This window comes from Marivirga sp., assembly GCF_051117495.1.
Lineage (GTDB): Bacteria > Bacteroidota > Bacteroidia > Cytophagales > Cyclobacteriaceae > Marivirga.
Genome location: NZ_JBNPEF010000019.1, coordinates 16,927 through 42,212, shown reverse-complemented (window position 1 = coordinate 42,212; position 25,286 = coordinate 16,927). Strand labels below are relative to the sequence as shown.

The following is a 25,286-nucleotide window of genomic DNA, read 5'->3' as shown; positions in this document are numbered from 1 at the left end:
ATGGCAGAAAATCAAGAAAACGTAAAGAACGAAGAGTTCGACTGGGAAGCATTTGAAACCAAAGGATTTGGTGAAGGCTACTCAAAATCAAAAAGAGAAGAATTAGCAGCAATGTATGACAATGTTGCTACTGATTTGGCAGAGCAGGAAGTAGTAAAAGGTATCGTGGTAGCGATCAATGATCGTGACGTGGTATTGAATGTTGGCTACAAATCTGACGGATTAGTTCCTACCAATGAATTCCGTGACACGCCTGACTTGAAAGTGGGTGATGAAGTGGAAGTTTACGTGGAAGAGCGTGAAGACCAAAACGGAGAATTAGTTTTATCCAGAAGAAAAGCAAAAATTGTAGGTGCTTGGGACAAAATCCAATCTGCACTTGACAATGACGAAATCATTGAAGGATTAGTGAAAAGAAGAACCAAAGGTGGTTTAATCGTGGATGTACACGGTGTGGAAGCCTTCTTGCCAGGTTCTCAAATTGACGTGAAGCCTATTCGCGATTTCGATGTTTTCGTTGGAAAGAAAATGGAAGTAAAAGTGGTGAAAATCAACTACAGCAACGATAACGTAGTAGTTTCCCACAAAGTATTAATAGAAAAAGACCTTGAGAAGCAAAAAGCTGAAATCTTGAACAACCTTGAAAAAGGACAAGTTCTAGAGGGTGTAATCAAGAACATGACCAACTTTGGTGTATTTATTGACCTTGGTGGCGTTGATGGTCTATTGCACATTACAGATATTTCTTGGGGTAGAATCAACCATCCTGAGGAAGTGTTGAAACTTGACGAAAAAGTGAAGGTCGTAGTGTTAGACTTTGACGAAGGCAAGAAACGTATTTCTTTAGGTATGAAGCAATTGACTTCTCACCCTTGGGACTCATTGGCTGAAGGCCTTGATGTAGGATCAAATGTGAAAGGTAAAATTGTTAATGTTGCCGATTATGGTGCATTCTTGGAGATCGCTCCAGGCGTAGAAGGTTTGATTCACGTTTCAGAAATGAGCTGGTCACAGCACTTGAGAAATCCTCAGGATTTCATCAATGTAGGTGATGAGTTAGAGGCAGTAGTTCTTACTTTGGATAAAGAAGAAAGAAAAATGTCTTTAGGTATCAAGCAATTGACTGAAGATCCATGGAACAAGAAAGAAGTATTAACAAAGTATGCTGTTGGTACTGAACATAAAGGAGTGGTTAGAAATATGACTAACTTCGGCTTGTTCATCGAATTGGAAGAAGGTATTGATGGTTTAGTTCACGTTTCAGATTTAAGCTGGACTAAGAAAATCAAGCATCCATCTGAATTCGTGAAAGTAGGAGAGGAATTAAACGTAGTAGTTTTAGAACTTGATGTTGAGAACAGAAGATTAGCATTAGGCCATAAACAACTAGAGGAAAATCCTTGGGATACTTTTGAATCAGTATTTACTGTAGGTTCTAAACACAAGTGTACGGTGTTGAACAAAAATGAAAAAGGCGCAGTATTGGAGCTTCCATACGGAATCGAAGGTTTTGCTGCAACTAAGCATTTGAAGAAAGCGGATGATTCTATGGCAGAGGTAGGTGAGTCTTTAGAATTCCAAGTATTAGAATTCTCTAAAGATGATAAGAGAATCGTTCTTTCTCACTTACACACACACGCTAAAGTTGAAGAAGCAGCTCCTAAGAAGAAAGCGGCAACTGGTGGTGGTAAGAAAAAATCAGCTCCTAAGCAACAAGCTTCTTCTTCTACATTAGGTGATTTAGATGCATTATCTGCATTGAAAACACAAATGGAAGATGATGCTAAAGGTGGGAGCAAGAAAAAGGCTGCTCCTAAAAAAGAGGAAGAGCCAAAAGCCGAAGCTAAAAAAGCAGCTAAGAAAGAAGAGCCTAAAGCTGATGAAGTCAAAGCAGAAACCAAAAAGGAAGAAGCTAAAGCAGATGAGAAAGAGGCGAAATCTGAAGAGAAAAAAGAAGATAAAGAGTAAAATTTAATTCTTTAAAATATATTGGAAAGCCATCTACTGAAAAGTGGATGGCTTTTTTGTTTTCCATAGAAGTAGTCGCACCGATCTTGATAGGGTTCTCCTGAAGGAGAAGAAAAATGGATAAGGTAGTAAACAAAACGACATTGATATAAATTTTCCTGAAGAATGGGAAGAACTAATATAAAAATGCAAATAATGTGTTGTTTTGACAGAGATAGATTCTTAAGGAATGTATTGTAAACATGATTAACCATGTCACATTTATCTAATACAACTGGTTTTTTGAGTAAAGCCTAGTTATTTTTTTTATGTAATATTTAGTATTACTTTTGCTAAAATTTTAAATATGAAAAATTATTACTCCCCTTTATTTTGCTTAGTAGCTTTAATTTCTGTTTACTTTTTTACTGCATCTTCCCAATATCATGTTAATGATAAGCAGACAAATTCTGATGAAATTTGGTCTGCCAAAAAAACGAAAATAAAATCTGGTAGGGATGCCTATATGAAGCCAGATGGATTTATAGATTATTTTAATTCCATAACAAAAACTTTAAATCAGGAAAAGGATAATTACAAAGCTGGTTATCAATATAAGGAATTACAAAAATCATTATATAATAAAAGTTTATCTAGAACACAGAGCCTATCAGCTGATTTTATTTCACGAGGCCCTGGAAATGTGGGTGGCAGAACCAGAGCAATAGCAGTTGATCCTGAAGATAATTCAAATTGCACTTGGATAGCAGGGGCAGCAAGTGGAGGTATCTGGAAAACTACTGATTGTGGTGAGTCATGGGAAAATTTATCACCTGATTTACCAAATTTATCCACAAATTCTATTGCGCAAAGTCAATCTAATCCTAATGTAATATATGTAGGGACAGGTGAAGTTTTTGCTGGTAATACTTCTTTTGTAAGGGGAAATGGAATTTATAAATCAACAGATAGAGGTGAATCTTGGGAATTATTAACTTCTACAATTTCTAATAATGATTACCTATCGGTAAATAGAATTGCTGTTGATCCAGCAAATGAAGATATAGTGGTGATAGCTACCAACACAGGGGTTTTTAAATCAACCGATGGAGGCCAAAGTTGGAATAAAAAATATACCCCATCGAATAATGGTTCAGTTCAGGATTTACAGGTAGATCCAAACGATTTTAACATACAATATGCCGGTGTAAATAGTTTAGGTATTATTAAATCAACCAATGGAGGTGAGACTTGGTCTGTTTCTAGTTCAGGAATAGCGGAAGGTGTTAGATACGAAATTGCAGTGGCACCAAGCAATCCAGAAATTGTTTATACTTCTACCTTCTCAGGTTCAAATACTTTACTTTATTTATCCGAAGATAAAGGTCAAAAATGGATCCTGGTGGATGATCCCAATTATAATACTAATTTCTTGGGAGAGCAGGGTTGGTATGATAATACTATTGCTGTAAATCCTTATGATCCTTATGAAGTATTTGTTGGCGGGGTAAGTATAGGGAAATATAATATTGATTCAGAAAATATTGGAGAATCAGACAGGCAGTTCATTGGTATTGATTACGAAGAGAATGCACTGATTGAACTTGTTAATTTTCAAGCTGATTTTAATGGAGGTTCACTGGATATAGCGGCTGGAGCGAATAGCCCTTCACAAAATCCCGTAACTGTTGAGATAAGGTTTGGAAATAATATTCAGCAAAAGGCTCATCGTTATACCGTACCTTCTGGTGCCACTTCAGGTGTAGCTATAGCAGATTATAGTTATGAAGATTATGTGGATGTTCCATTTGAGGTATGGGATATTGAGAATAATCGACAACTTATGGTTTCATTTAGGGATCAAGAAAACAATGGTGAATTTAACTTAAATAAAAGAAGCCAAACTGATGATCAGTTATCCAATGCCAGAGAATATTTATACATTCATGATGTAGAGTATAGTGATACTGAAAATAGTAGTATTGCTCAGGATGGAGGTATTGAATTTGCTAATATGTACTTCTTTTGGCCACTTTTAGCTGAATCCGCTTCATGGAACCCTGATAACCTAAGCAATTCGATTATGAGAATTAATTACGGGGCTCAATTTATTGCCCCAGCCAATGCTGTGGCCGTTTATGATGCTTATGGTAATTATGAAAATCAAAATCAAAACAACCTTCATCCAGATCACCATCATCTCACTTTAATAAAAACAAACGAAGCAGATGAAACATTTATGATCGTTAATGGAAATGATGGGGGATTTGGTATATCAACAAATAATGGTGAAAGAATAGATCAAATTACTGATGGTTATATAACAACTCAGTTTTATGGTGCTGATAAAAAACCTGGTGAAGAGAAATATATTGGCGGTATGCAAGATAATGGTACTTGGGTCTCATCGGGTACTAGTGTTGACGAGACAAATTTATATAACTTTGCTATTGGAGGTGATGGATTTGAGGTGATTTGGCATGCTACTGATCCGCAAAAAGTGATAGGAGGCTATCAATTTAATGGTATCGCAAGATCAACCAATGGTGGGCAATCATTCTCTCAAGCTACCAATGGCATTACGGATGGACCTTTTATTACGCGTTTGGCAGGTTCCATAACCAGCCCTGACGTAATTTATGCAATTGGTCCAGAAGGAGTCTATAAAAGCTCAAATTTTGGTCAAACTTGGAATATGAAGGAAATTAATGATGAGAGATGGGGTGCTACTGCCAGCGCAAATGATGTCGAAGTATCTTTGGCTAATGATCAGATAGTATGGGCTGGTGCAGGTATGGCCGATGGTGCTTTGAATTTATTTGTATCCACTGATGCTGGGGAAACCTATGAAGCGGTTAATAATTATTCCCCAAATCCTCAAGCTTACTATACGGGAATTTATACCCATCCTAAAGATGAAAATACCGCTTATGCATTATTTAGTCGTGCTAACTTCCCAAAGGTTTTAAAGACCACTGACTTGGGGCAGAGCTGGGAAGATATTTCAGGATTTGAGGGTAATAATAACGGTAGTGATAGAGGCTTCCCAGATGTAATTGCCCATAGTTTATTGGTCATGCCTTTTGATACAGATATAATATGGGTTGGAACTGAGATTGGAATATACGAATCACTTGATGGCGGTCAATCTTGGAATATTAGAGATGATTTCCCGGCTGTATCAGTTTGGTCCATGAAGATTGTGGATAATGAAGTTGTAATAGGAACACATGGAAGAGGAATATGGTCTGCTAAAGTTGATGCATTAGCAAATGGTAATATTGCACTATCGGAATTCAATTACGCTGGATATGGAAATGCTCAATTAAAATTTGATTTTCCGGTTGATTATACAAATGTAAAGTTGATGATTGATGATGAGGAAATTGAAAGTCTTAATGAAGCGCAATCAGGGGAGAACATATTTGAATTAAATAATTTTTATGCTTTTGACGGTGCCAATGCAAAGATTGTGGCCACCTTTAATGATACTGAAATTGAATCTCAAGTATTCTCCATTCCAAGTATAGATGCTAAACCAGTAATTCTTTCTCAAGAAAGCTCAGGAGCTAATGGTGAATACCAAGTGAAATTGATTTTGAAGAATAATGAACCTTATGATAAAATTGAGGTATTATTCGATAATGAAATAGTTCACATTGATGAACAAATTTTAACTATTGAGGATGGTGATAGAATAATAGAATTTGATTATAATATTCCCAATAGTAATATTTTACAAGTCAAGGGCTACATTTTGGATACCGTTTTTACGGCCATTGGTCAAGAGCCATTGATAACCTCAAATAGTGCTTCTAGAAATCAGCGTTTAGGTATTTACCCAAATCCTGCAAAAGACTATTTAAATATTGAGAATAGAAATTCAAGCTTCCGTGAAGTTAAAATATATAACACAAAAGGAGCATTGATTATGAAACACATTCTTAAGGAAGGTAATAATTCCATTCAACTGGATTCCTTTGAGGAGGGCGTATATCTTTTACAGTTTAAAGATGATGAGGGTAAATTAGTGACCAAACGAATAATTAAGGAATAATGAAATTGTTTTATATATCAGTTGTGCTAATTTATTTTATGAGTGCGTGTACCGCACCAAAAGTAAATTCCAATAATATAGATATTAATATTCATAACTTGGCGTATTCATCTTTAAATATTGAGGCTATGAATTTTGAATATAATGAAAGTAAGGACTTCTTACTTGGCATTTTTCAAGATGATAATGTAGCTAGCCCGAGAGTATTGAAATATGTGGTAATAGATATCAAAAATGAATCGGTTATTTATAAGGAAAGTATTCCAAATGGGAAAGTTAAATGGATTGCAGACTATAAAATACAAATCGTAAATCCACCTAGAATAGTGAAGAATCCATCAGAATTATCAGATGAATATACCTCAATATTAAATGTTAAAACAGCTGAAAAAGTAAAAAAAGGAGCTACTCTTAAATGAGTAGCTTTTTTTTTATCTTAAAAATTCCGTGGATTTATCTACAATCAATTTGTAATGATTAGGTAAAGTGGATTTTTCCCAAGGATGGGCAGCACCAAAAACATGATTTTCGCCTTCAAAAATAACTAATTCAGTATCTGACTTCCATTCTTTTATTTGATGAGCCATTTCAACAGGCAGTGTTTCATCTTCTGTTCCATGAAATGCCAATAAGGGTTGTTTCATTTCCTTTACAGCTTTTGGGATAGAAAGCCTTTCAGGATTGTTTAAAACATCATCATAAAGTTGTAAATATAAAGGCATCATTTGATTAGTTCTTTTGTTTTCTATGTACTGAACCCCTTTTGCACGCCATTCATCCAAAAAAGATTGTGGCCACCTTTTGCTTAAATCATTGATGGCAGCTAAGGTTATTACTTTTTTGATTCTTTCATCCTCTCGTGCCTTTAATAGTATTAAACCACCTCCTCTGCTATGTCCCATTAAGTGAAGGTTTTCTAAATCGATTTCATTTGCAGGAATAACAGAGTCGGGAGAAAAGAGGTAATCAATACTATCGTTTAAATCTCCTAATTCAATGGTGAAATTATTATTTCCAAAAGCTTCTAAATCTGCAAATTCCTTTAATTTATTAGGTGTAGTACCATTATGGCTTAAATTAATCTTTATGAAGATGAATCCTCTAGTAGCGAATTCATTAGCCAATAAATTAAAAACACCCCAATCTTTAAAACCCTTAAAACCATGAACAAAAAGGATTAACGGTTTCTTTTCTTTGTTAGAAATGTATCTTAAATCAGCTGAAATAGGCTTATTATGTACCGTACTTGTAATTATTATATTTTCTTGAATCATTTTGTTTGTTTGCATTGCTTAGATATTCATTTGGTAGTAATATTGCACACGCATGGGGAGTAAAATTAAAGAAATACAAACACCAATAGCCAATGAAATGGCAGAATTTGAAATAAAATTCCGCCAATTCATGAAAAGTAAGGTTTATCTGCTTGATAAAATCATGGGCTATATTGTTAAAAGGAAAGGTAAGCAAATGCGGCCCATGTTTGTTTTCCTTTCAGCGGGAGTACATGGTCAAATTAATGAAGCCACTTACAGAGGTGCCGCATTGATTGAATTATTACATACCGCCACCTTGGTTCATGATGATGTGGTGGATGATGCCAATTACAGAAGGGGCTTTTTCTCCATTAATGCCCTATGGAAAAATAAAATAGCCATTTTAGTAGGTGATTATTTGCTTTCAAGAGGACTGCTTCTCTCAATTGATAATGAAGACTTCGATTTATTGAAAATCGTTTCAGAAGCAGTTCGAGAAATGAGCGAGGGTGAGTTGCTTCAAATTGAAAAAGCCAGAAAGTTGAATATAACTGAAGATATTTACTATGACATCATTAAACAAAAAACGGCTTCCCTAATAGCCTCATGTTGTGCAGTTGGTAGTCGATCTGTGAGCAAGGATGATGATGTTAGTGAAAAAATGAAGCTTTTTGGTGAAAAAGTTGGGATGGCATTTCAAATTAAAGATGATTTGTTTGATTATGGAACCAATGAAATAGGAAAACCATTAGGTATCGATATTAAAGAAAAGAAAATGACTCTACCTTTGATTTACGCATTAAACAATGCCGATAAATCGGAGCAGAAACAAATTGTAAAGTTAATTAAAAATAAAAGTGAAAGGAGCTCTACAGTAAAAACCGTAGTAGAGTTCGTAAGATCAAAAAATGGAATAGCTTATGCGGAGGAGGTGATGCATAACTATTACCAAGAAGCAATGACTATAATTCAAGATTTCCCTGATTCTGAGTATCGTCAATCACTCATGGATCTGGTAAAATACACTATTGAAAGGAAGAAATAGTTTATTGTAGCTTATACCGCTGAATATGAGAACTCGCCAGTGGCTTTTCAGCAAATAAAACCTTAGTAGCGGGCCAAACCTTTCCAAATGTTTCAGATTGTCTATATTGATTCAAACACTCTTCATTTTCCCACAGGCTGTAGGTACTAAAAATATTGGGTTGGTCTTTATCCTGCCATAATTCTAAATGGAGGCAACCAGTCTGATTTCGAATGGCTTCTTTATTTTTGTCAAAAATTTGGACAAAATCATCAATTTTATCCATTTGAAAGGTCATTTTTACTATGCGAATAAGCATTAATATGAATTTAAAGTTGTCTCAAAAGTCAAATTCTAGATTTAACTTTTGAGACTTTTAGTAAGTTTTACTTTCTTTTAATTACTTTTTCAACCGCGGAAATAATGTTTTCAGCATCTAAGCCGTATTTTTTCATCAATTCATCGGGCTTTCCACTTTCCCCAAATTGATCATTAACCGCAACATATTCTTGTGGAGTAGGGGAATTTTGTGCTAGTACTTGCGCTACAGCATCACCTAAACCACCATTTCTTTGATGCTCTTCAGCTGTAACCACACAGCCTGTTTTAGCAACTGATTTCAAAATAGCTTCTTCATCTATAGGTTTGATGGTGTGTATATTAATTAGTTCAACACTAATTCCTTTTGCTCTCAATACAGCTTCCGCTTCGATTGCTTCCCAAACCAAATGCCCAGTTGCAAAAATCGTAACGTCTGATCCTTCTATCATATTGATAGCTTTACCAATTTCAAATTTTTGATTTTCAGGGGTGAAAACAGGCACTTTTGGTCTTCCGAATCTTAAATAAACAGGTCCGTGATGATCTGTTATCGCTAAAGTGGCTGCTTTAGTTTGGTTGTAATCACAAGGATTTATAACTGTCATATTGGGTAACATTCTCATCATCCCTACATCTTCCAGTATTTGATGAGTAGCCCCATCTTCTCCGAGAGTAACTCCGGCATGAGAGGCACAAATTTTTACATTCTTTTCTGAATAAGCAATTGACTGTCGAATTTGATCATAGACCCTACCGGTCGAGAAATTGGCAAATGTCCCGGTAAAAGGAATTTTTCCTCCAATTGTCATTCCTGCCGCCAGGCCCATCATATTAGCTTCAGCAATACCAGTTTGGAAAAATCTTTCCGGAAATTCTTTTTGAAAAGCCCCCATCTTCAATGAACCGATCAAATCAGCACATAATCCTACCACCTGATCATTTTTTCTGCCAGCTTCCAAAAGGCCATCTCCAAAACCTGAACGGGTATCTTTTTTTTCTGTAAATGTAAACTTAGTTTCTGCCATTTTGCTCTAATTAGTAAATTTTGATATTTATGGTTTGTCCTGACCGGACATTAAATTCTTTTATTTGTGTGTACTTGCTGCCCATTGCTCTATCAGAACGATAAACGTACTTATATTTGCCGGGCTGAATCCCAAAACTTGATTGACCACCGCGCAAATCTAATTTTTTAATCCAAGTTTGCCTTCCATTTTCATCTATGGAATATAAACTTCCAATACCACTGCTACTGTAGCTAATATTTACCCTGCCAGGTGCCGGGATATTGATATTTCTTGTTTTACCTTGTAGTAAATTTACATTATTGATATATATACGAGGTAAAGTCAAAATCTCTAAATCGTAATTACCGATTAAATATTTTTCTTCCGATCTTATGGATTGAGTATTAATAATTTCAGGTTTTGAGGATTTTCTGACCAATACCTGTACATCTTTATCATATTCTGTTGTATTATCCTGATTGATTTTTAATGCGCCTTGAGGAGTTTTTATTTCGATTACATTGTGAGTACCTCCCTTTAGGTACACATTTCTTTTTACAACTGGTGGGACTGTGTTTACCACCACATCATAACTCAAAACTGGGTCAACTTCAACAGAATCCGGTCGTCCATTACGGTCTCTGAAATGGATAAAATCAAATTCTGATATGCCAGTAAATGTGTTAATAAATGAAACATTAACATCTTTTTCAACTTTTCTTCCATTTTGATCTAATAGCTCTACACTAGCAGTGGTTTTACTTAAAGATTGACTCAGTATTCCATTTAAAACTGATTGAAAAGCGTAAATATTTTTGGCATTGAAATATTCTCCCATGCAATCAAATTCAGATGCAAACTTTTCTTCCATTCCTAAGCCAATAACAAATGGCCTTAAGAATATATCTTTTTTCTGTAATTCTAAGGAAACTGCACATGGATCACCATCACAGGATTCTATTCCATCTGTTATAATAATGATGATATTTCTGTAATTATTATCTTGGGGGAAGTCCTTGGCTGATTGCTCTAAAGAATAAGCTATAGGAGTGGTTCCTCGTGGGTAAATGTATTTTAAACGATCTATTATGCGGTCATTGTTATTAGGAGCAAAAGGGATTTCCAATTTGGTGTCTTGACAATTCCTTTCTTTTGCAGGCGTCAAATGACCATAGGGTCTTAAGGCTAATTCTATTTTGTCATTTACTCTTAATGAATCTACCAAGTTTGTTAAAACTCGTTTCGCAGCATCAATTCTCAACTCATTTCCCCATTGAGCGAGCATACTTCCTGAAGCATCAAACAAAAATAATATTCTTGTTTTTTCGGGAATGCTTTGCTCTACTCTTTGCGCTTTTGCTTCAAGCATTGCAAAGAACAGAATAAGAAATGATATGATAATTTTATTTTTCATAGAATTTAAATATGCGCCAAGAGTTTATCTTGACGCTATTTATTCTGTTTTAGTAATCTCCCAATGTTTCTTCTAATTGAGACAATGCATCTGCTAACTGTTCATCATTAGGAGCCACCCCATGCCATTTGTGTGTACCCACCATAAAATCTACTCCAAAGCCCATTTCAGTTTTCATTAGATTCAATACTGGTTTCCCTTTGCCAGTCAGACTTTTGGCATGTTCCAATGATTTAATGATTTCAGCCATGTTATTTCCTTCACTTTCTATTACTTCCCATCCAAAAGCCTGCCATTTAGCTTTTAGGTCTTGTAAATCCATCACTTCAGAGATGGGGCCATCAATTTGCTGACCGTTATAATCAACTGTTGCGATAATATTATCTACCTTATGATGGGCACCGTACATGGCTGCTTCCCAAATTTGACCTTCTTGCAATTCTCCATCTCCCATCAAAACATAAACTAAATTGTCTTCTTTATTAAGTTTTTTGGTTTGGGCTGCCCCTAAAGCCGCAGATAAACCTTGGCCTAAAGATCCTGATGCAATTCTTACTCCTGGTAAATTTTCTTCAGTGGTTGGATGACCTTGCAAGCGACTATTGATTTTTCTAAAAGTATTTAATTCTGAAGTTTCAAAATACCCACTTCTTGCCAATACGCTATACCATACCGGAGAAATGTGTCCATTTGATAAGAAAAATAAATCTTCATTCTTAGCATCCATGTCGAAATTGACATTATGCTTTAGAATGTGGAAATATAATGCCACAAAAAAATCTGTACATCCTAAAGAACCTCCAGGATGGCCGGAATTTACTGCGTGCACCATTCTAACGATGTCTCTTCTTACTTGAGAAGCTATTTTTTCCAGCTCTTGTATGTTTGCCTGACTTGCCATTGATTATGAATTTAATATTTGTGCTGTATGATCTTTTGTTTTTACTTTTTGAATGATGTCCTCAATTTTCCCTTCCTCATCGATGATAAATGTGGTGCGTAATGTTCCCATATAGGTTTTTCCATACATTTTTTTCTCGCCCCATGTACCGTATAAATTGTGAACCGTATGGTCTTCATCTGCAATTAACGGAAAAGGTAAACCTTGTTTCTCTATAAATTTTTTGTGTGATTTTTCTGAATCTTGACTTACCCCTAAAACCACATATCCGTCTTTTTGAAGATCTTCGTAATTATCCCTCAAGTTGCAAGCCTGAGCTGTACATCCTGGGGTATTGTCTTTTGGATAAAAGTAAAGAATTACTTTTTTACCCTTGAAATCACTCAATTTAATTTCATTACCATCTTGATCTTTTGCTTTAAAATCTGGTGCTTTATCGCCAATATTCAATTCCATAATATTTATAGTTTAGTGATATATTCTGATTTGTTTCCGGCATTGTCAGTAACAACTAACTTAAACTCACCGGTTTTTTTCATTTCGTTATTTAGCCAATCTACCCAAATTAAATCATCCTTTGGTTCGTATTTCATCAATACCCACTCATCATTCAAATGAGCCTCAAAAGATTTAACTCCTGAAAGGTCATCTTTTATGACAAAGTTAAGATTATTTTTTGCTTCAATTAAGGGAGGAACACTGTCTGTTAAAAGTGTATAGTCTGCCAATTCTCTTGTGCTAAACTTTATTTTTCCATCTTTCCACTCTCCGCCTTCAAATGAGAAATTACCCGAATCATCTGCTTTGTAAATATGCGTTTTTGTTTCTTTAGGGTATTCTTTTTGTGGAGATAATTCAATTTCAATATTGCTTTTTAAAGGAACAGAAGTAGGTTCAAGTGAAAAAATTTCCAATGAATCGGATGTTTTAATTTCATAAGAAGTCTGCAAATATAAACTATCAAAAAGTGTATAAGGACTAAATGATATTCTTATATTATTTGATACCAATTCCTTGTTTTCTTTTGGAATTATTTCAGTGATCTCCGGAAGGTTCATTCCCTTTTCACAATTTAGTATTGATTTTGGAATCCCATTTTTGAGGTGCCATAAATAAACTGCTGATTTTTTAAGATAATAAGCTGGTAGAATGCTTTCAATCCTTTCTCCTAAATTCAGATTCAATTCTTCTTTTTCTCCCTCACAATTAGATTGGGTATAAATTTTTAAAATTTCATTCTCTACTTGAAAGTCGAGCCCGTCAATATCATAGGATATACTTTCATTTAGAAATTGGTCTTGGTTTTCTCCTCTAATAATTAAGTTTAGCTCACTTTTATTTTGATAAGGATCATACATATAAATTTTGATGTCATATATTTTGCCCTCTTCAATATTTAAAGCTCCGTTTTTGTGTTTGGTTTCATAAAATTTTAAATTATTTCCATCATCAACATATAATTTATGAAATGTACCACCCCTAGCTTGTTTTACTTCATAAGGATAATGAACAAGAATATGTCTTTGTAAACTAAAGCTCATAACATCTATATCTTGCTTAAAATATCTTTCACCATTCACAAAGACTTCAATTATGCTGATCCCATTTTTATTGGCCGAGCCGTTTAATTTGTCATGTCCCCATAATTCCAATCCTATTTCGCCTAAAGCGGAAATAGTATCGCGCGACTCATAATTGAAACCATTTCTTTTTAGTTGGATTTCTTTTCTCTCGAATTGATTTGATACTCTTGATGAGATTGACATAGGACGAATTGCAAATCCTTGTACGATAGGAGGGATATTGTCTCTTATTTCATCAAAACCGTAATGTAATGGGTTTAAAACTCTTTGTTGTTTGTCCCTAATTTCAAAATGAAGGTGGGGACCTAAAGAGCCTCCCGTATTTCCAGAGATGCCAATAACTTCTTGGCTTTTAAATGCAAATTGATAAGGTTCTGGAAACAGCTCAATTTCAAAAGTTTGCTGTTTATATTGTTGTTTTTTGACATAATCCTGTATTTCAGGTGCAAATTCTTCTAAATGGGCATAAACAGAGGTGTTCCCATCCGGGTGTAGCATATACAATGCATTTCCATAGCCAACGGTTGAAACTTTGATTCTGGTGATATATCCTCTCTTAGTGGCATGAACAGGCTCACCTATTTTTCCACCAGTTTTAATGTCAATTCCGGCATGAAAATGAGATGATCTTAATTCTCCCATAGTTCCAGATAAGAAATTGGTTTTATTGGGTCGGATCGGGAAAGTGTAAGGGTCGGAATTTTGAGCTATAACCGATACTGGTAAGCTTAGGAGAAAGAGGAATAGTATATTAATTAGTTTATTTAACTTCAAAATCCAATAATTTTTGATTTTCGATATAACCTTCTAACCGGTCTCCAATAGCCACAGGTCCTACACCCTTTGGTGTACCTGTAAAAATAATATCTCCGGTTTTTAAAGTAAAAAACTGCGATAAATATGCAATGATATAATCTATGGAAAACAGCATTAAAGATGAGTTCCCTTCTTGTTTTAATTGGTCATTTACTTTTAATGAGAAATTGATATTCTGAATATTTTCGAACTCACTTTTATCAAGCCAATTTGAAATAGGGGCAGATCCATTAAAGCCTTTGGCAATTGCCCAAGGTAAACCTTTTTCCTTTGCTTTGGATTGTAAATCACGAGCTGTAAAATCAATTCCTAAACCAATTTTGTCATAATATTTATGGGCATGCGCTGCCTGTACAAATTTCCCTTCTTTGCAGATTCTTACAACTAACTCCACTTCATGGTGGATATCATGGCTGTATGAAGGATAATAAAATGGCTCATTGTTTTTAAGGATTGCCGTATCGGGTTTAGTGAAAATCACGGGTTCATCAGGTCGCTCATTTTCAAGCTCTTTAATGTGGTCACCGTAATTTCTGCCAATAGCCAATATCTTCATCTGAGGAAATTTTATGCAAAAATATGGTTTCTTTTAACTATAAAAATGAAAGTTTCGTTAAATTATCAAAGAAATCTTTTAGATGGTATTTAAAGGATTTAAAACTGTAATTTTATAATTCGATTTCACTAAATTTATGTATATGAAAAAGATATTAAGTTTATTAATTTTAGTAGCAATACTTTTTGCGTGTAAGAAAGTACCGCTTACCGATAGAAAACAATTTAATGCTATCCCTAATAGTCAATTAAATTCTTCAAGTTTTAGCTCCTATGATCAAGTCATTAAGGAAAGTAAACTTTCATCTAATACTGGTCAAGTTGATATGGTGAAAAATGTAGGGAATCGTATTAAGGAAGCTGTTGAGAAGTATTTAAAGGAAAATGACTTAGGTGATGCAACGGAAGGCTTCCAATGGGAATTCAATTTGATTTCTGAGAATACAGTCAATGCATGGTGTATGCCGGGTGGTAAGGTGGCCTTTTATGAAGGTATTTTGCCTGTTTGTCAAGATGAAGCTGGAATTGCCGTAGTAATGGGGCATGAGGTGGCTCATGCAATAGCCAAACATGGTGGAGAAAGAATGACACAGGCCTTAACTCAACAATTAGGAGGTATGGCTTTAAGTGTTGCCATGAGAGAACAGCCTGAGAAAACCCAGGCTTTGGCCATGACAGCTTATACGGGAGTAAGTACAGTTGGTGCCATGTTACCATTTAGTAGATTACATGAATCTGAAGCGGATGAATTAGGTTTAAAATTTATGGCTTTAGCTGGCTACGATCCTGCTGAAGCTCCTGAATTCTGGAAAAGAATGAAAGCGCAATCAGGCGGTGCGCCACCTGAATTTCTAAGTACACACCCAAGTAGTGATACACGTGTTAAAGATTTGAATAAGTTATTACCTGAAGCCAAAAAATATTATGCTAAAAGTAATAAGGCTACTAATAAACCCATTCCGAATTTGAGTAATATTTCAAGTTCATCTTCTAAGGAAGAAAAAAGTGAGACGAAGACAAAAATGAAAATGAAGATTGGAAACTGATTTGTTGTTAATTCGAAACAAATAAAAAGGCACAATAGATTTTTGTGCCTTTTGTTTCTAATTTTAAATCCTTTTCTCTAATTTATTAACCGGAAAGTTTCAGTTTGTATTACATTACTTTTGTTTCCGGCTCTGTCTAAAATATAAACTTCTAAATACATTGGGTAATCCCTAAATGTAGCCCTGAAACCAACACTTTTCATTTCATAAGTTAATGATCCATTTAAAGGGCGGTTATAATTTTCAGTATTGAGAATTGGGAATCTACCGTGAAATGATTGGTAAAAACCGGGTTCAGTTTCCCATTCAAATTGTTCAAAATCATTGCTTCCAGGGGGTTGATAAAAAAATGCGACATAAATATTAAAATGACGTTCATTAAATCGAACAAAGACCGTATCATTTACTAATACTTCATTGTTAATGATTGTAGAATCCCGAAATATATTATAATCATAATAATTGAAAGGTGGTAAATCTGGTGAGCTTCCAAAATAGATTAATTCCCGCTCTTCATTTAAGGGGATATCAAATTGATGATAAGGTGGTTCATTTTCACTATTTCTCAATCCCAAATCACCATCACCATCTTCAAAAGAAATGGTTACACTGATAACATCCTGGTTTAAGGGTTGACCACTAGCCGAAGTATCAGTTATAATACTGAATTCAACATCCTCATATTCAATTTTGGGAACATCCTCAAATTCCGGTGGGGTAGGGCATGCCGTTAGGATTGTCATAAATCCAATAATAATAGTGGAATTAAATATGAGATGCCGTGCCTTATTTTTAATATTGTATTGCATAATAATTTTACAAATGTCAGAAAGAGAACGCTTTTTAAAGCAATTTGATGCCTTAAATGTTATAAATTTTCAGGATTTTGCTTTGAATTTATTCTACTACCAAAGTAAATACAATTTAGTTTATAAAAAATATATTCAGGCTTTAAATATTAATCCTGATTCAATACAGGATTTGCGTTCAATTCCTTTTCTCCCGATAGATTTTTTTAAAAGACACCGAGTAATAACAAGCAATAATGGATTACAAAATTTTGATGCCATATTTGAGAGTAGTGGGACTGGCTCGGGAATTAGCAGTAAACACTATATCCCTAATTTAAATCATTATTTGGCACATGCCCAGCATATTTTCGAACAACAATACGGAAAGCTTGAAGATTTCATCATTTTAGCATTATTGCCATCCTATTTAGAGAGAAAAGGATCTTCACTCGTGGCCATGGTGGATGATTTTATTAAAAAGACCAAGTCCTCTGAATCTGGGTTTTATCTATCCAATTTAGAAGAATTAATTAAAAAGGTGACAGAGCTCAAAGCGCAAAATAATGGAAAGAAAATCATCATTTGGGGTGTAAGTTTTGCTTTATTGGATTTAGCCGAAAACTATGAAGCGGATTTTTCTGATTGCATAATAATGGAAACTGGAGGGATGAAAGGAAGAAGAAAGGAAATTACCAGAGAGGAATTACATAGTATTTTATGTAAAGGATTAAATGTCTCCACCATCCATTCAGAATATGGAATGACTGAACTATTATCACAAAGTTATAGCCAGGGAAAAGGTGTTTTTGAACCAAGCCCTAGTATGAAAATATTAGTAAGAGAAGTCAATGACCCATTTGATATCAAATTTTCGGATAAAAGAAGTGGGGGACTAAATGTGATAGATCTGGCCAATATTGATAGCTGTGCCTTTATTGAAACTCAGGATGTGGGCTTGGTGCATGAAAATGGCCATTTCCAAGTCTTGGGCAGATTTGATAACTCAGATATCAGAGGATGTAATTTGATGGTTATTTGATGGCTAAATAGCCAATAATTCTTTAGCGCTTTTAATAGCTGATTCACTAGGGTTTTCACCTCCTATCATCTTGGCTATTTCCAAAGAACGTTCACTCTCGTCTAATAATTTAATTTTACTAACCGATTTATCTGCGGTATTATCTTTATAAACAAAATAATGCTGATGGCCTTTTGCAGCGATTTGAGGTAAATGACTGATGGTAATTACTTGGTGATTTTCAGCCATTTTCTGCATCATATTAACCATTTTAATGGCCACTTCACCAGAAATACCAGTGTCTATTTCATCGAATATAATGGTTGGCATAGCAATTTTGTCCGCCATAATATATTTGATGGCAAACATCAGCCTTGAAAATTCACCTCCAGATGCAACGTTTTTCAGATTTTGAGGGGAAACTCCCTTATTAGCACTGAATAAAATTTTGATATCATCTATACCACTTTTATCGTGCGCTTTAGGATGATTATCAATTTTGACAATGGCATCTTCCATTCCTAGACCGGCTAGCAGGGATTGCAATTCTTTTTCGAGCTTTTCAAAATGGTAAATTCGCTGCTTACTTATTTCTTGGGCTTTTTCATCCATTTTTGCAAAAGCTTCTTCCATTGCTTTTTGCAATTTTGATTCACTGCCTTCTATATCTTCAACGGCCAGTAATTTTTCCTCTAAATCAGTTTTTATTTTATTTAGCTCATCAATGGAGTCAACATGGTGTTTTTGTTGTAATGAGTAAATGAGGCTAAGCCTTTCCTGGGTTTGATTTAATTCTTCGGGTTGATGTTCAAATTCATTGGTGGTAATTTCCAATTCTTTGGCAATGTCTTGGATTTCAATGAAGCTACTGTTCAATCTTTCAGATAATTCTTGAAAATCTTTACCATAGGACTGAATGGCCTTAAGGCTTTCACTTGCTTGATGTAAATTGTGTACGGCCGCAAATTCTTGTCCATCCACTAATTGGTAGGCTTCTGATAATTTAAGTTTTATCAGTTCCCCATTCTCTAATATTTCTAACTTATCTTCTAATTCCTCTTGCTCATTATCTTTTAATTGGGCTTTATCCAACTCATCAAAAAAAAATTGATTGAAATCTTTTTCCTGTTGCATTTGGGCGGAATTTTCTTGAAAGGTCCGAAAGTCTTTTTTTGCCTTTGTATAGGTCGCATACAAAGATTTATATGCCTTAAGACTTTCAATGGTTCCGGAATAAGCATCAATTATTTTCAATTGGAAATCCTGATCCCCGATGAGTAGTGTTTCGTGTTGCGAATGGACATCCATGAGGTTGTTTCCCAACTTTTTAAGGATGTCTAAGGTTACGGGGGTATCGTTAATAAAAGCCCTTGATTTACCACTTACACTTATTTCCCTTCTGATAACACATTCGTTATCATAATCTAAGTCTTCAGATTCAAAAAAAGAATGAAGATTATATTCTGAGATATCAAAGATTCCTTCAACAACGCATTTTGAGTCTGATGAATAAAGCACCTTAGTGTCAGCTCTTTTTCCAATTAATAGTCCTACTGCACCTAGCATGATAGACTTTCCAGCACCTGTTTCTCCCGTTATAGTATTAAGGTTAGCTGATGGGTTGATATTAAGTTCTTGAATTAAGGCGTAATTTTTAATCAAAAGCTTTTGAAGCATATTGGTACTTTGTTTTATCGCAGGGCTAATTTAGTTAAAAATTACGGATAGTAAATTCTTTCGCATTTAGTATTCGAGAAATTTTATATATTTTCCTCATCATTAAATGGGTAAGCGAAAACAGAAGTTTATTTAATCATTACTTCATATCGCTCAGAATTAGCAGGGGCTAATTCCCGCATGATTTCATAAGCCTTTCTTCTTAGCGCAAGGTCACCTTCTGTGAAAATTTGTACTATTTCATCTGCTTTACTCTGAATGATTAATGTTATAAAAGGTGAATTAGGATTTAACTTATTGGCTTTTTGAATATTTTCCAAAGCCTCTAAAATTGACTTTCTTGCTAGTTCCGGATCATCTTCCATAACATCCAGACCTTTTCGGTAATACAAATAAAGACTTTTGCGCACCGGCTCTAATTGTGAATTTAAGGCAGATTGAATTAAGGAGTATTTACTCTCTATATTTCCAAATTGCTCCCATCCTGGTTTAAATCCTTGCTGATTAGCTGATCTGGCTATGTTTAATGCCTCGTCATAATATGCTTGCCCACCTAATTCGGAAAAACTGTCAAAATCCATCCCCAAAAGAAAATTGGCATAAAAAGCCAAAATGCTGACTAGGTTTTCATTAAAAGTATTTTGGGTATAAATGAGGGGCTGTGATTCCGTAAAATCAAAGTTTAGGTTTCTATCAGCAATATTAATCATGATTGATTCATAATTACTGTTGTATATCGGACGAACAGATTGTATTTGCATCCTAGCCTCAAATCTCCCTGTCCTTGGGATACCGGTAATATTGATAGCCATTACTCCTTTTATCCTTTCAAATAGCTCAATATCTTCTTGCATCCATTTTGTTTCGTTCAGAAATTGGCGAAAAGAATTTTCCATATTGGTAAAAATTCGCGTTTCTGAAGTGTTTGCAGTTGAAGCATCAACTTTTACTTGAAAGTATAAATCTTGAGCAAATAATGGGCTAATATTCAAAATTAAAATAAAGAATATAAGGGCTAGTCTATTCATTTTTACTGCTCAATTTATGGATTTGATTTAAAATTATATTGGCAATCTCAGATTTGGCTAATAACTCGGACTCTTCTAATAGACCTTTTTTACCGAAAATTTTAATTTTATTGGTGTTGTGGCCAAATGCTGCTTTTTCGTCTCTTAGACTATTAAGAACGATCAAATCAAAGTTTTTATTTTTTAATTTATTTAAAGCATTGACTTCTTCGTTTTCGGTTTCTAGTGCAAAACCTATATTGAGTTGATTTTTTTGTTTCTTTAGGCCTAGGGCTTTGGCAATATCAATGGTTTTTTCCATTTCGATTGTCATACCATCAGCTTTCTTTTTTATTTTTTCTTTGGCTACTGATCTTGGGCGATAATCTGCTACAGCTGCCGAAAAAACCACTATATCAGCTTCGATATAATTTTTTTCAGCCTCTTCATACATTTCTTGAGCGGAATTTACTTTTACAAAATTCGTTATGCCTGAAGGAGGGTTTAAGGAGGAAGGGCCTGAGATTAGGGTAACCTTAGCACCTTCGTTTAGAAAAGATTGGGCTATAGCATATCCCATTTTTCCAGAGGAATGATTACCGATAAATCTAACTGGGTCAATAGCTTCCTGAGTTGGCCCAGCCGTGATCACTATATTTTTACCCTTAAATTTTTTTTTTAAGGAAAGTATATTTTCAATTTCTTTTACTAGATATTCTGGCTCTTGCATTCTCCCTTGGCCTTCAAGTCCACTGGCTAATTCACCTGAGGCGGCATGGATAACAATATTACCAAAGGATTCAAGCTTTTTTAGGTTTTCAGAAGTGCTAGGATGTTTGTACATATCCAGGTCCATAGCTGGAGCAAATGCAATGGGACATTTTGCAGATAAGTATGTGGCCAATAATAGGTTGTCACATATCCCGTGAGCACATTTTGCTATCGTATTAGCTGAAGCAGGTGCGATTAATATTAAATCTGCCCACAAGCCCAAATCAACATGATTGTTCCATTCTCCTGAATCAGATTTTACAAAATTTGATAAGACAGGTTTCTGGCTTAAGGTACTTAAGGTTAAAGGGGTAATAAATTCTTTTGCATCTTCAGTCATGATGACCTGAATCTCAGCTCCCGCTTTAACCAATAAACGGGTCAACATCGCAGTTTTATAAGCTGCAATGCTACCCGTTATTCCTAAGATTATTTTTTTACCTTGGAGCATTTACCAAGTTTATTTGTCCTCTTCTTCTCTCTTACGGTAATACACTTTACCTTCCAAGAATTCTTCCATAGCCATGATAGTTGGCTTCGGCATTCTTTCGTAAAATTTAGAGATTTCAATTTGTTCTCTGTTTTCAAAAATCTCTTCAAGATTGTCAACAGTAGAAGCAAATTCAGCAAGTTTATTGCTCAATTCTTCTTTCATATTACTTGAAATTTGTCGAGCTCTTTTTGAAGCCACTACAACAGTTTGGTAAATATTATCAGTGTCTTTTACCAACTCATCTGTGTCCCTAGTTGTAATTGATGGATTTGCCATATATGTTATGAATTTAATTTTCTAATTTGTTCTAAGCAGTCCTCGTAAATCTTTTCTGCTTTCTTTAAATATTTACTTTCTTTATAAGTATCAATAAAAATCTCGTAGAAATCTATTGCTTCTTGGTAACGTTCTTTTCGTAACGAGTAAATACTAACTTCAGCTAAATTATACATAGCCTCAATTTCTAAATACTGGATTTCTTCCGTGTAAATTGAACCTGGGAAATCATCTTGAAAGTTATCAAATGCAACTAAAGCCGCTTTGAGATATTCCCCCGTCATGAACTTTTTCAGATCATAATACAATAAAGCTTTTTCATATGCTTTTCGTTCCAATTTCGATCTTAATTGACTTAAGGCAGCATCGGCTTTTGGCACAAATTCTGAATTAGGATAAAGATTTATGAATCCTTGAAGAGCCGTAATTGCTTCCTTTGAACTTGCCTGATCTAAATTATAACGTGGAGAGTCTTGAAACAAAGAATATCCAAACATAAATCTGGCTTCTTCGGCAAATTGACTTCTGTTAAAGGTATCGTAAAAAGTTTTAAAGTAATGCGATGCTAAAAGATATTGACCTTGGTAATAATAAGTATAGCCATAGTAAAAATTAGCAATCTCTGCTTTTTCAGAACCCTTAATTATAGGTAAAATCTGCTCAAGCAACACATTGGCTTTATAATAATCACCTTGCTCATAATATCTGATGGCCGCATCATATTTCTTTTCCCAATCATCACTTTTCTGTAATTTTCTAAAATCACTACAAGATGAAATGGATACCGCCAGAAGTATTAATATAAATAGATTTTTGTACGAATTTCGCATAAGGGTGCAAATATACATTTGTTTTGTGGAATGAACAATTTTTTATTGGTAACGAAGCCAATTAGATTAGATTGGGTAAGAGGTTATTTTTTTACAATTAATTTTCTTGTGGCTAAACCCTCATCTTTTATGGAAAGCGTATAGAAATAAACGCCCGGATTTAAATTTTCAGTATTGATGCTTAATTTATTTTCATCGGGGCTTAATTCGTATGTGTCAACAATGCTCCCCAATACATTTTGGAGTGTTATTTTTACCTCAGTATCATTCGGATTTAAACTATATTCCATAATAGCATTTTTGACAGATGGGTTTGGAAAAAAACTATTTACAACCAAATCTCCTTTTTCAAAAAAGACATCCTTTGGTTTAGCTTCCGTTACCTTAAGGGCCAACTCCTTCTTTACGATATTATCTACTTCTAAATCTATGAATTCTAAATATGCAATAATATTTAAATTGGATAAGCCACCATTTAATATAATTTTGATTTCTTTAGAAATGCTATTGGGTGGAATACTAATGATTATAGACTCGTTGTTGTAACTGCAATTTCCATCATAACAAATTAAGAATGTGCTTCCCCCCTGAATTTTTTCAATACTTTGCTTAATCTTAATAGATTTAGTGAAATTGGTGAAGTTTTGTATTTTGAAAGTCTTGGTATTTGTTTTTTGATAGCCAGTGATTATTTCAGAATCCAAATCCTTGACCATTATATCCTGAGACCATGCTGACATGGTCACAATGAATGATAGGATTATGGTGAAAAATATTTTCATTAGGCTATAGAAATTTGACTAGTAAAAATAGGATTTATTTATTATAAAGTCTAATGTTTTTTAAAAAAAATAGAATTGGTGTATAATAAATAAATTTTAAGAGCGTTTAACTGAATTTAATTTTCAGTTTTCAACTTAGTTTCATCAGGTAGGATAGGTTTTTCTGCATCAGAATTCTGCTTTTGAACGGGGGCGTATTTTCCCAATACATCAATTATTGTGGGTTTTCTCTCGATAAGCCATTCAAAATCTTTCAATCTTGTTTCTGGTTCTGCAATTTCGTGCGGTGGTATAAATCGACCTTCTGGGTCCTTATAAAAAGTAATATCATTCATTTCGCCATTAAGGAATTGAATTTTCATGGAACTGCACAAGACTTTGTTCATGCCAATCAGGTCTAAGGTTTCTTCATCAACTGCGAAATATATACTTTCTCCATTTCCTTCCACTAATATTTTATCCATTTCATCATTCTTCATATAGGCTGTCATATTCCGACCTTTTATCTGATTGAAATTTTTGACGGTATCCTGATTTATGGAAAAAGCTTTGTTTCGCATATTCAATTTATCCACTTTTCCATCTTTAATTTCCATGAATATGGTATCTGCAATTATTTGATTTCCATCACTCCATAAAATAGGATTGTCATAAAAGAAAATCATTGAATCTTGCATCATATAAGCCATAGAGTCCGAAACTCCCTGCAAATCGGATTTGAAAATTTTCACGTTATTGAAAGCCAATAATCTGCTTAATGAATCATACTCTGAATCAATGGAAATTAAGGAGTCAGCCGTAAGATTCAATGTATCATTATCTACGGCTTGCTTTAGTAAGATATTTCCCCAAATTTTTGTAATTCCTTGCTCTTTTTTAGTAGATGCTTCATCTCCAAAAATAATGATGTCATTTTCTTCGGAAATTACTTTCACATTTCCTTTGGCTCTTGATTCTTGAGTTAAATCATCAAAGTAAAGCTCATCGCCAAAAATTTCATAAGATTCGGTAGTAATTTTCCCCGAAGTATATTGTGCATTTTTCTTATCAGTATAAAATTTACCGCCTTTATCTGCGTCCACCACTTCTCCATTTTTCATGATGGTTTTAGTGGGGCCAAAAGTAGTAGCAATTTTAGTAGTTCGGTGATAATACAGTGTGTCGGTCAATAATTGATATTTGGGATTCGTCAAATCCACATCCTGATAGAATTTAATTAAGTCTTCAGCATTGACTACGAATCCTTCTCTTGCAATTAAGGTCGTTTCATCATCTACTAACTTACCTCCATTAAAAAAATGGCCGTCTTCTGTGGTCATATAGTAATCTAAATAATTGGTGGTCATACGCATTTCACCGTCATCATACACCACATTATTCCTTAATTCTGCTTTATTTTCATCTATGTAGTAATTTAACCTTTTCGAAGTGATATCAATCGTATCGTTTTTTGTAACCACCACGTCTCCAAATACGATCATGATTCCTTGCTTATCATAATAAAGTGCGGAATCTCCAGTGATTTTAACATTTTCTTTTTCAATATCAAACCAAACTTTTTCTACTAAACGAGTGAAACTATTGTTGCCTTTATTAATAAATTCTTGATATCCCTCTGAACCGTATTTTACTCCATTCTTTTGTGCATTAGCACTTATGGATAAGATTAGAAAGAAACAAAGGATTAAAATTCGTTGGAAGTTCATACATTTAC

At 34.4% G+C, this 25,286-nt stretch carries 22 protein-coding genes; 6 read left to right on the top strand and 16 right to left on the bottom strand.

Annotated features, from left to right (window positions below; genetic code table 11):
• The 3 genes from rpsA (at nucleotide 1) to ACFE0M_RS10515 (ending at nucleotide 6,423) form a co-directional block, all read left to right on the top strand.
• Complete coding sequence (gene rpsA / locus ACFE0M_RS10525) at nucleotides 1–1,968, top strand: 30S ribosomal protein S1 (protein ID WP_434545723.1); 1,968 nt, start codon at nucleotides 1–3, stop codon at nucleotides 1,966–1,968.
• Between the two features lie 346 nt (nucleotides 1,969–2,314).
• Nucleotides 2,315–6,004: a T9SS type A sorting domain-containing protein gene (locus ACFE0M_RS10520; protein ID WP_434545722.1), complete on the top strand. Its 3,690-nt coding sequence runs from the start codon at nucleotides 2,315–2,317 to the stop codon at nucleotides 6,002–6,004.
• Nucleotides 6,005–6,042: 38 nt separating this feature from the next.
• Complete coding sequence (locus ACFE0M_RS10515; RefSeq protein ID WP_434545721.1) at nucleotides 6,043–6,423, top strand: hypothetical protein; 381 nt, start codon at nucleotides 6,043–6,045, stop codon at nucleotides 6,421–6,423.
• A gap of 12 nt (nucleotides 6,424–6,435) precedes the next feature.
• On the opposite strand, the gene ACFE0M_RS10510 is transcribed toward ACFE0M_RS10515, so the two are convergent.
• Nucleotides 6,436–7,293, bottom strand: coding sequence for an alpha/beta hydrolase family protein (locus tag ACFE0M_RS10510; RefSeq protein ID WP_434545720.1), 858 nt, complete (start codon nucleotides 7,291–7,293; stop codon nucleotides 6,436–6,438).
• Between the two features lie 37 nt (nucleotides 7,294–7,330).
• Between ACFE0M_RS10510 and ACFE0M_RS10505 the strand changes: the two genes are divergently transcribed.
• Nucleotides 7,331–8,305, top strand: coding sequence for a polyprenyl synthetase family protein (locus ACFE0M_RS10505; RefSeq protein WP_434545719.1), 975 nt, complete (start codon nucleotides 7,331–7,333; stop codon nucleotides 8,303–8,305).
• Nucleotide 8,306: 1 nt separating this feature from the next.
• Here ACFE0M_RS10505 and ACFE0M_RS10500 read toward each other — a convergent pair whose 3' ends face one another.
• The 7 genes from ACFE0M_RS10500 to ACFE0M_RS10470 all read right to left on the bottom strand — a co-directional run bounded on the left by ACFE0M_RS10500 (nucleotide 8,307) and on the right by ACFE0M_RS10470 (nucleotide 14,882).
• Nucleotides 8,307–8,603, bottom strand: a complete 297-nt coding sequence (locus ACFE0M_RS10500; protein ID WP_434545718.1) for a putative quinol monooxygenase — start codon at nucleotides 8,601–8,603, stop codon at nucleotides 8,307–8,309.
• Nucleotides 8,604–8,670: 67 nt separating this feature from the next.
• Entirely contained in the window at nucleotides 8,671–9,630 is a 960-nt protein-coding gene (locus ACFE0M_RS10495) for a transketolase family protein (RefSeq protein WP_434545717.1), read from the bottom strand.
• A gap of 10 nt (nucleotides 9,631–9,640) precedes the next feature.
• Complete coding sequence (locus ACFE0M_RS10490) at nucleotides 9,641–11,026, bottom strand: vWA domain-containing protein (protein WP_434545716.1); 1,386 nt, start codon at nucleotides 11,024–11,026, stop codon at nucleotides 9,641–9,643.
• 49 nt (nucleotides 11,027–11,075) lie between these two features.
• Nucleotides 11,076–11,927: a transketolase gene (locus ACFE0M_RS10485; RefSeq protein WP_434545715.1), complete on the bottom strand. Its 852-nt coding sequence runs from the start codon at nucleotides 11,925–11,927 to the stop codon at nucleotides 11,076–11,078.
• 3 nt (nucleotides 11,928–11,930) lie between these two features.
• Nucleotides 11,931–12,383: a thioredoxin-dependent thiol peroxidase gene (gene bcp / locus ACFE0M_RS10480; protein ID WP_434545714.1), complete on the bottom strand. Its 453-nt coding sequence runs from the start codon at nucleotides 12,381–12,383 to the stop codon at nucleotides 11,931–11,933.
• A gap of 5 nt (nucleotides 12,384–12,388) precedes the next feature.
• Complete coding sequence (locus ACFE0M_RS10475) at nucleotides 12,389–14,284, bottom strand: M23 family metallopeptidase (protein ID WP_434545713.1); 1,896 nt, start codon at nucleotides 14,282–14,284, stop codon at nucleotides 12,389–12,391.
• A complete protein-coding gene (locus ACFE0M_RS10470) occupies nucleotides 14,271–14,882 on the bottom strand; it encodes a fumarylacetoacetate hydrolase family protein (RefSeq protein WP_434545712.1) in 612 nt (203 codons plus the stop codon). Before ACFE0M_RS10470 ends, ACFE0M_RS10475 begins: the two co-directional genes overlap by 14 nt.
• A gap of 142 nt (nucleotides 14,883–15,024) precedes the next feature.
• Here ACFE0M_RS10470 and ACFE0M_RS10465 point away from each other — a divergent pair, with 142 nt between their 5' ends.
• Nucleotides 15,025–15,927, top strand: coding sequence for a M48 family metallopeptidase (locus ACFE0M_RS10465; RefSeq protein ID WP_434545711.1), 903 nt, complete (start codon nucleotides 15,025–15,027; stop codon nucleotides 15,925–15,927).
• Between the two features lie 77 nt (nucleotides 15,928–16,004).
• Here the strand turns inward: ACFE0M_RS10465 and ACFE0M_RS10460 are convergent, their stop codons facing one another.
• The gene (locus ACFE0M_RS10460) at nucleotides 16,005–16,736 is read right to left on the bottom strand and encodes a hypothetical protein (RefSeq protein WP_434545710.1); all 732 of its coding nucleotides are present in this window, start codon (nucleotides 16,734–16,736) and stop codon (nucleotides 16,005–16,007) included.
• 13 nt (nucleotides 16,737–16,749) lie between these two features.
• Here ACFE0M_RS10460 and ACFE0M_RS10455 point away from each other — a divergent pair, with 13 nt between their 5' ends.
• On the top strand, nucleotides 16,750–17,757 hold the full coding sequence (locus ACFE0M_RS10455) for an acyl transferase (RefSeq protein ID WP_434545709.1): 1,008 nt from the start codon (nucleotides 16,750–16,752) through the stop codon (nucleotides 17,755–17,757).
• A 3-nt stretch (nucleotides 17,758–17,760) separates the two neighbouring features.
• On the opposite strand, the gene recN is transcribed toward ACFE0M_RS10455, so the two are convergent.
• The 7 genes from recN to ACFE0M_RS10420 form a co-directional block, all read right to left on the bottom strand.
• Nucleotides 17,761–19,413, bottom strand: coding sequence for a DNA repair protein RecN (gene recN / locus ACFE0M_RS10450; protein ID WP_434545708.1), 1,653 nt, complete (start codon nucleotides 19,411–19,413; stop codon nucleotides 17,761–17,763).
• A gap of 128 nt (nucleotides 19,414–19,541) precedes the next feature.
• Nucleotides 19,542–20,441, bottom strand: coding sequence for a DUF4835 family protein (locus ACFE0M_RS10445; RefSeq protein ID WP_434545707.1), 900 nt, complete (start codon nucleotides 20,439–20,441; stop codon nucleotides 19,542–19,544).
• The gene (gene coaBC, locus ACFE0M_RS10440; RefSeq protein WP_434545706.1) at nucleotides 20,434–21,642 is read right to left on the bottom strand and encodes a bifunctional phosphopantothenoylcysteine decarboxylase/phosphopantothenate--cysteine ligase CoaBC; all 1,209 of its coding nucleotides are present in this window, start codon (nucleotides 21,640–21,642) and stop codon (nucleotides 20,434–20,436) included. Before coaBC ends, ACFE0M_RS10445 begins: the two co-directional genes overlap by 8 nt.
• A gap of 9 nt (nucleotides 21,643–21,651) precedes the next feature.
• Entirely contained in the window at nucleotides 21,652–21,960 is a 309-nt protein-coding gene (rpoZ, locus tag ACFE0M_RS10435) for a DNA-directed RNA polymerase subunit omega (protein ID WP_434545705.1), read from the bottom strand.
• A 5-nt stretch (nucleotides 21,961–21,965) separates the two neighbouring features.
• Entirely contained in the window at nucleotides 21,966–22,790 is an 825-nt protein-coding gene (locus ACFE0M_RS10430) for an outer membrane protein assembly factor BamD (protein WP_434545704.1), read from the bottom strand.
• Between the two features lie 83 nt (nucleotides 22,791–22,873).
• Nucleotides 22,874–23,572, bottom strand: coding sequence for a T9SS type A sorting domain-containing protein (locus ACFE0M_RS10425; protein WP_434545703.1), 699 nt, complete (start codon nucleotides 23,570–23,572; stop codon nucleotides 22,874–22,876).
• 116 nt (nucleotides 23,573–23,688) lie between these two features.
• Nucleotides 23,689–25,278, bottom strand: a complete 1,590-nt coding sequence (locus tag ACFE0M_RS10420) for an OstA-like protein (RefSeq protein ID WP_434545702.1) — start codon at nucleotides 25,276–25,278, stop codon at nucleotides 23,689–23,691.
• Between the last annotated feature and the right edge of the window lie 8 nt (nucleotides 25,279–25,286).

What these genes read in the sequence shown, in the direction of transcription:
- rpoZ (WP_434545705.1), bottom strand. Translation starts at nt 21,960, where the DNA reads ATGGCAAATCCATCAATTACAACTAGGGACACAGATGAGTTGGTAAAA.
- ACFE0M_RS10460 (WP_434545710.1), bottom strand. Translation starts at nt 16,736, where the DNA reads ATGCAATACAATATTAAAAATAAGGCACGGCATCTCATATTTAATTCC.
- ACFE0M_RS10465 (WP_434545711.1), top strand. Translation starts at nt 15,025, where the DNA reads ATGAAAAAGATATTAAGTTTATTAATTTTAGTAGCAATACTTTTTGCG.
- ACFE0M_RS10430 (WP_434545704.1), bottom strand. Translation starts at nt 22,790, where the DNA reads ATGCGAAATTCGTACAAAAATCTATTTATATTAATACTTCTGGCGGTA.
- bcp (WP_434545714.1), bottom strand. Translation starts at nt 12,383, where the DNA reads ATGGAATTGAATATTGGCGATAAAGCACCAGATTTTAAAGCAAAAGAT.
- ACFE0M_RS10495 (WP_434545717.1), bottom strand. Translation starts at nt 9,630, where the DNA reads ATGGCAGAAACTAAGTTTACATTTACAGAAAAAAAAGATACCCGTTCA.
- ACFE0M_RS10425 (WP_434545703.1), bottom strand. Translation starts at nt 23,572, where the DNA reads ATGAAAATATTTTTCACCATAATCCTATCATTCATTGTGACCATGTCA.
- coaBC (WP_434545706.1), bottom strand. Translation starts at nt 21,642, where the DNA reads ATGCTCCAAGGTAAAAAAATAATCTTAGGAATAACGGGTAGCATTGCA.
- ACFE0M_RS10500 (WP_434545718.1), bottom strand. Translation starts at nt 8,603, where the DNA reads ATGCTTATTCGCATAGTAAAAATGACCTTTCAAATGGATAAAATTGAT.
- ACFE0M_RS10520 (WP_434545722.1), top strand. Translation starts at nt 2,315, where the DNA reads ATGAAAAATTATTACTCCCCTTTATTTTGCTTAGTAGCTTTAATTTCT.
- ACFE0M_RS10420 (WP_434545702.1), bottom strand. Translation starts at nt 25,278, where the DNA reads ATGAACTTCCAACGAATTTTAATCCTTTGTTTCTTTCTAATCTTATCC.
- ACFE0M_RS10510 (WP_434545720.1), bottom strand. Translation starts at nt 7,293, where the DNA reads ATGCAAACAAACAAAATGATTCAAGAAAATATAATAATTACAAGTACG.
- ACFE0M_RS10505 (WP_434545719.1), top strand. Translation starts at nt 7,331, where the DNA reads ATGGGGAGTAAAATTAAAGAAATACAAACACCAATAGCCAATGAAATG.
- rpsA (WP_434545723.1), top strand. Translation starts at nt 1, where the DNA reads ATGGCAGAAAATCAAGAAAACGTAAAGAACGAAGAGTTCGACTGGGAA.
- ACFE0M_RS10445 (WP_434545707.1), bottom strand. Translation starts at nt 20,441, where the DNA reads ATGAATAGACTAGCCCTTATATTCTTTATTTTAATTTTGAATATTAGC.
- ACFE0M_RS10455 (WP_434545709.1), top strand. Translation starts at nt 16,750, where the DNA reads ATGTCAGAAAGAGAACGCTTTTTAAAGCAATTTGATGCCTTAAATGTT.
- recN (WP_434545708.1), bottom strand. Translation starts at nt 19,413, where the DNA reads ATGCTTCAAAAGCTTTTGATTAAAAATTACGCCTTAATTCAAGAACTT.
- ACFE0M_RS10515 (WP_434545721.1), top strand. Translation starts at nt 6,043, where the DNA reads ATGAGTGCGTGTACCGCACCAAAAGTAAATTCCAATAATATAGATATT.
- ACFE0M_RS10470 (WP_434545712.1), bottom strand. Translation starts at nt 14,882, where the DNA reads ATGAAGATATTGGCTATTGGCAGAAATTACGGTGACCACATTAAAGAG.
- ACFE0M_RS10490 (WP_434545716.1), bottom strand. Translation starts at nt 11,026, where the DNA reads ATGAAAAATAAAATTATCATATCATTTCTTATTCTGTTCTTTGCAATG.
- ACFE0M_RS10485 (WP_434545715.1), bottom strand. Translation starts at nt 11,927, where the DNA reads ATGGCAAGTCAGGCAAACATACAAGAGCTGGAAAAAATAGCTTCTCAA.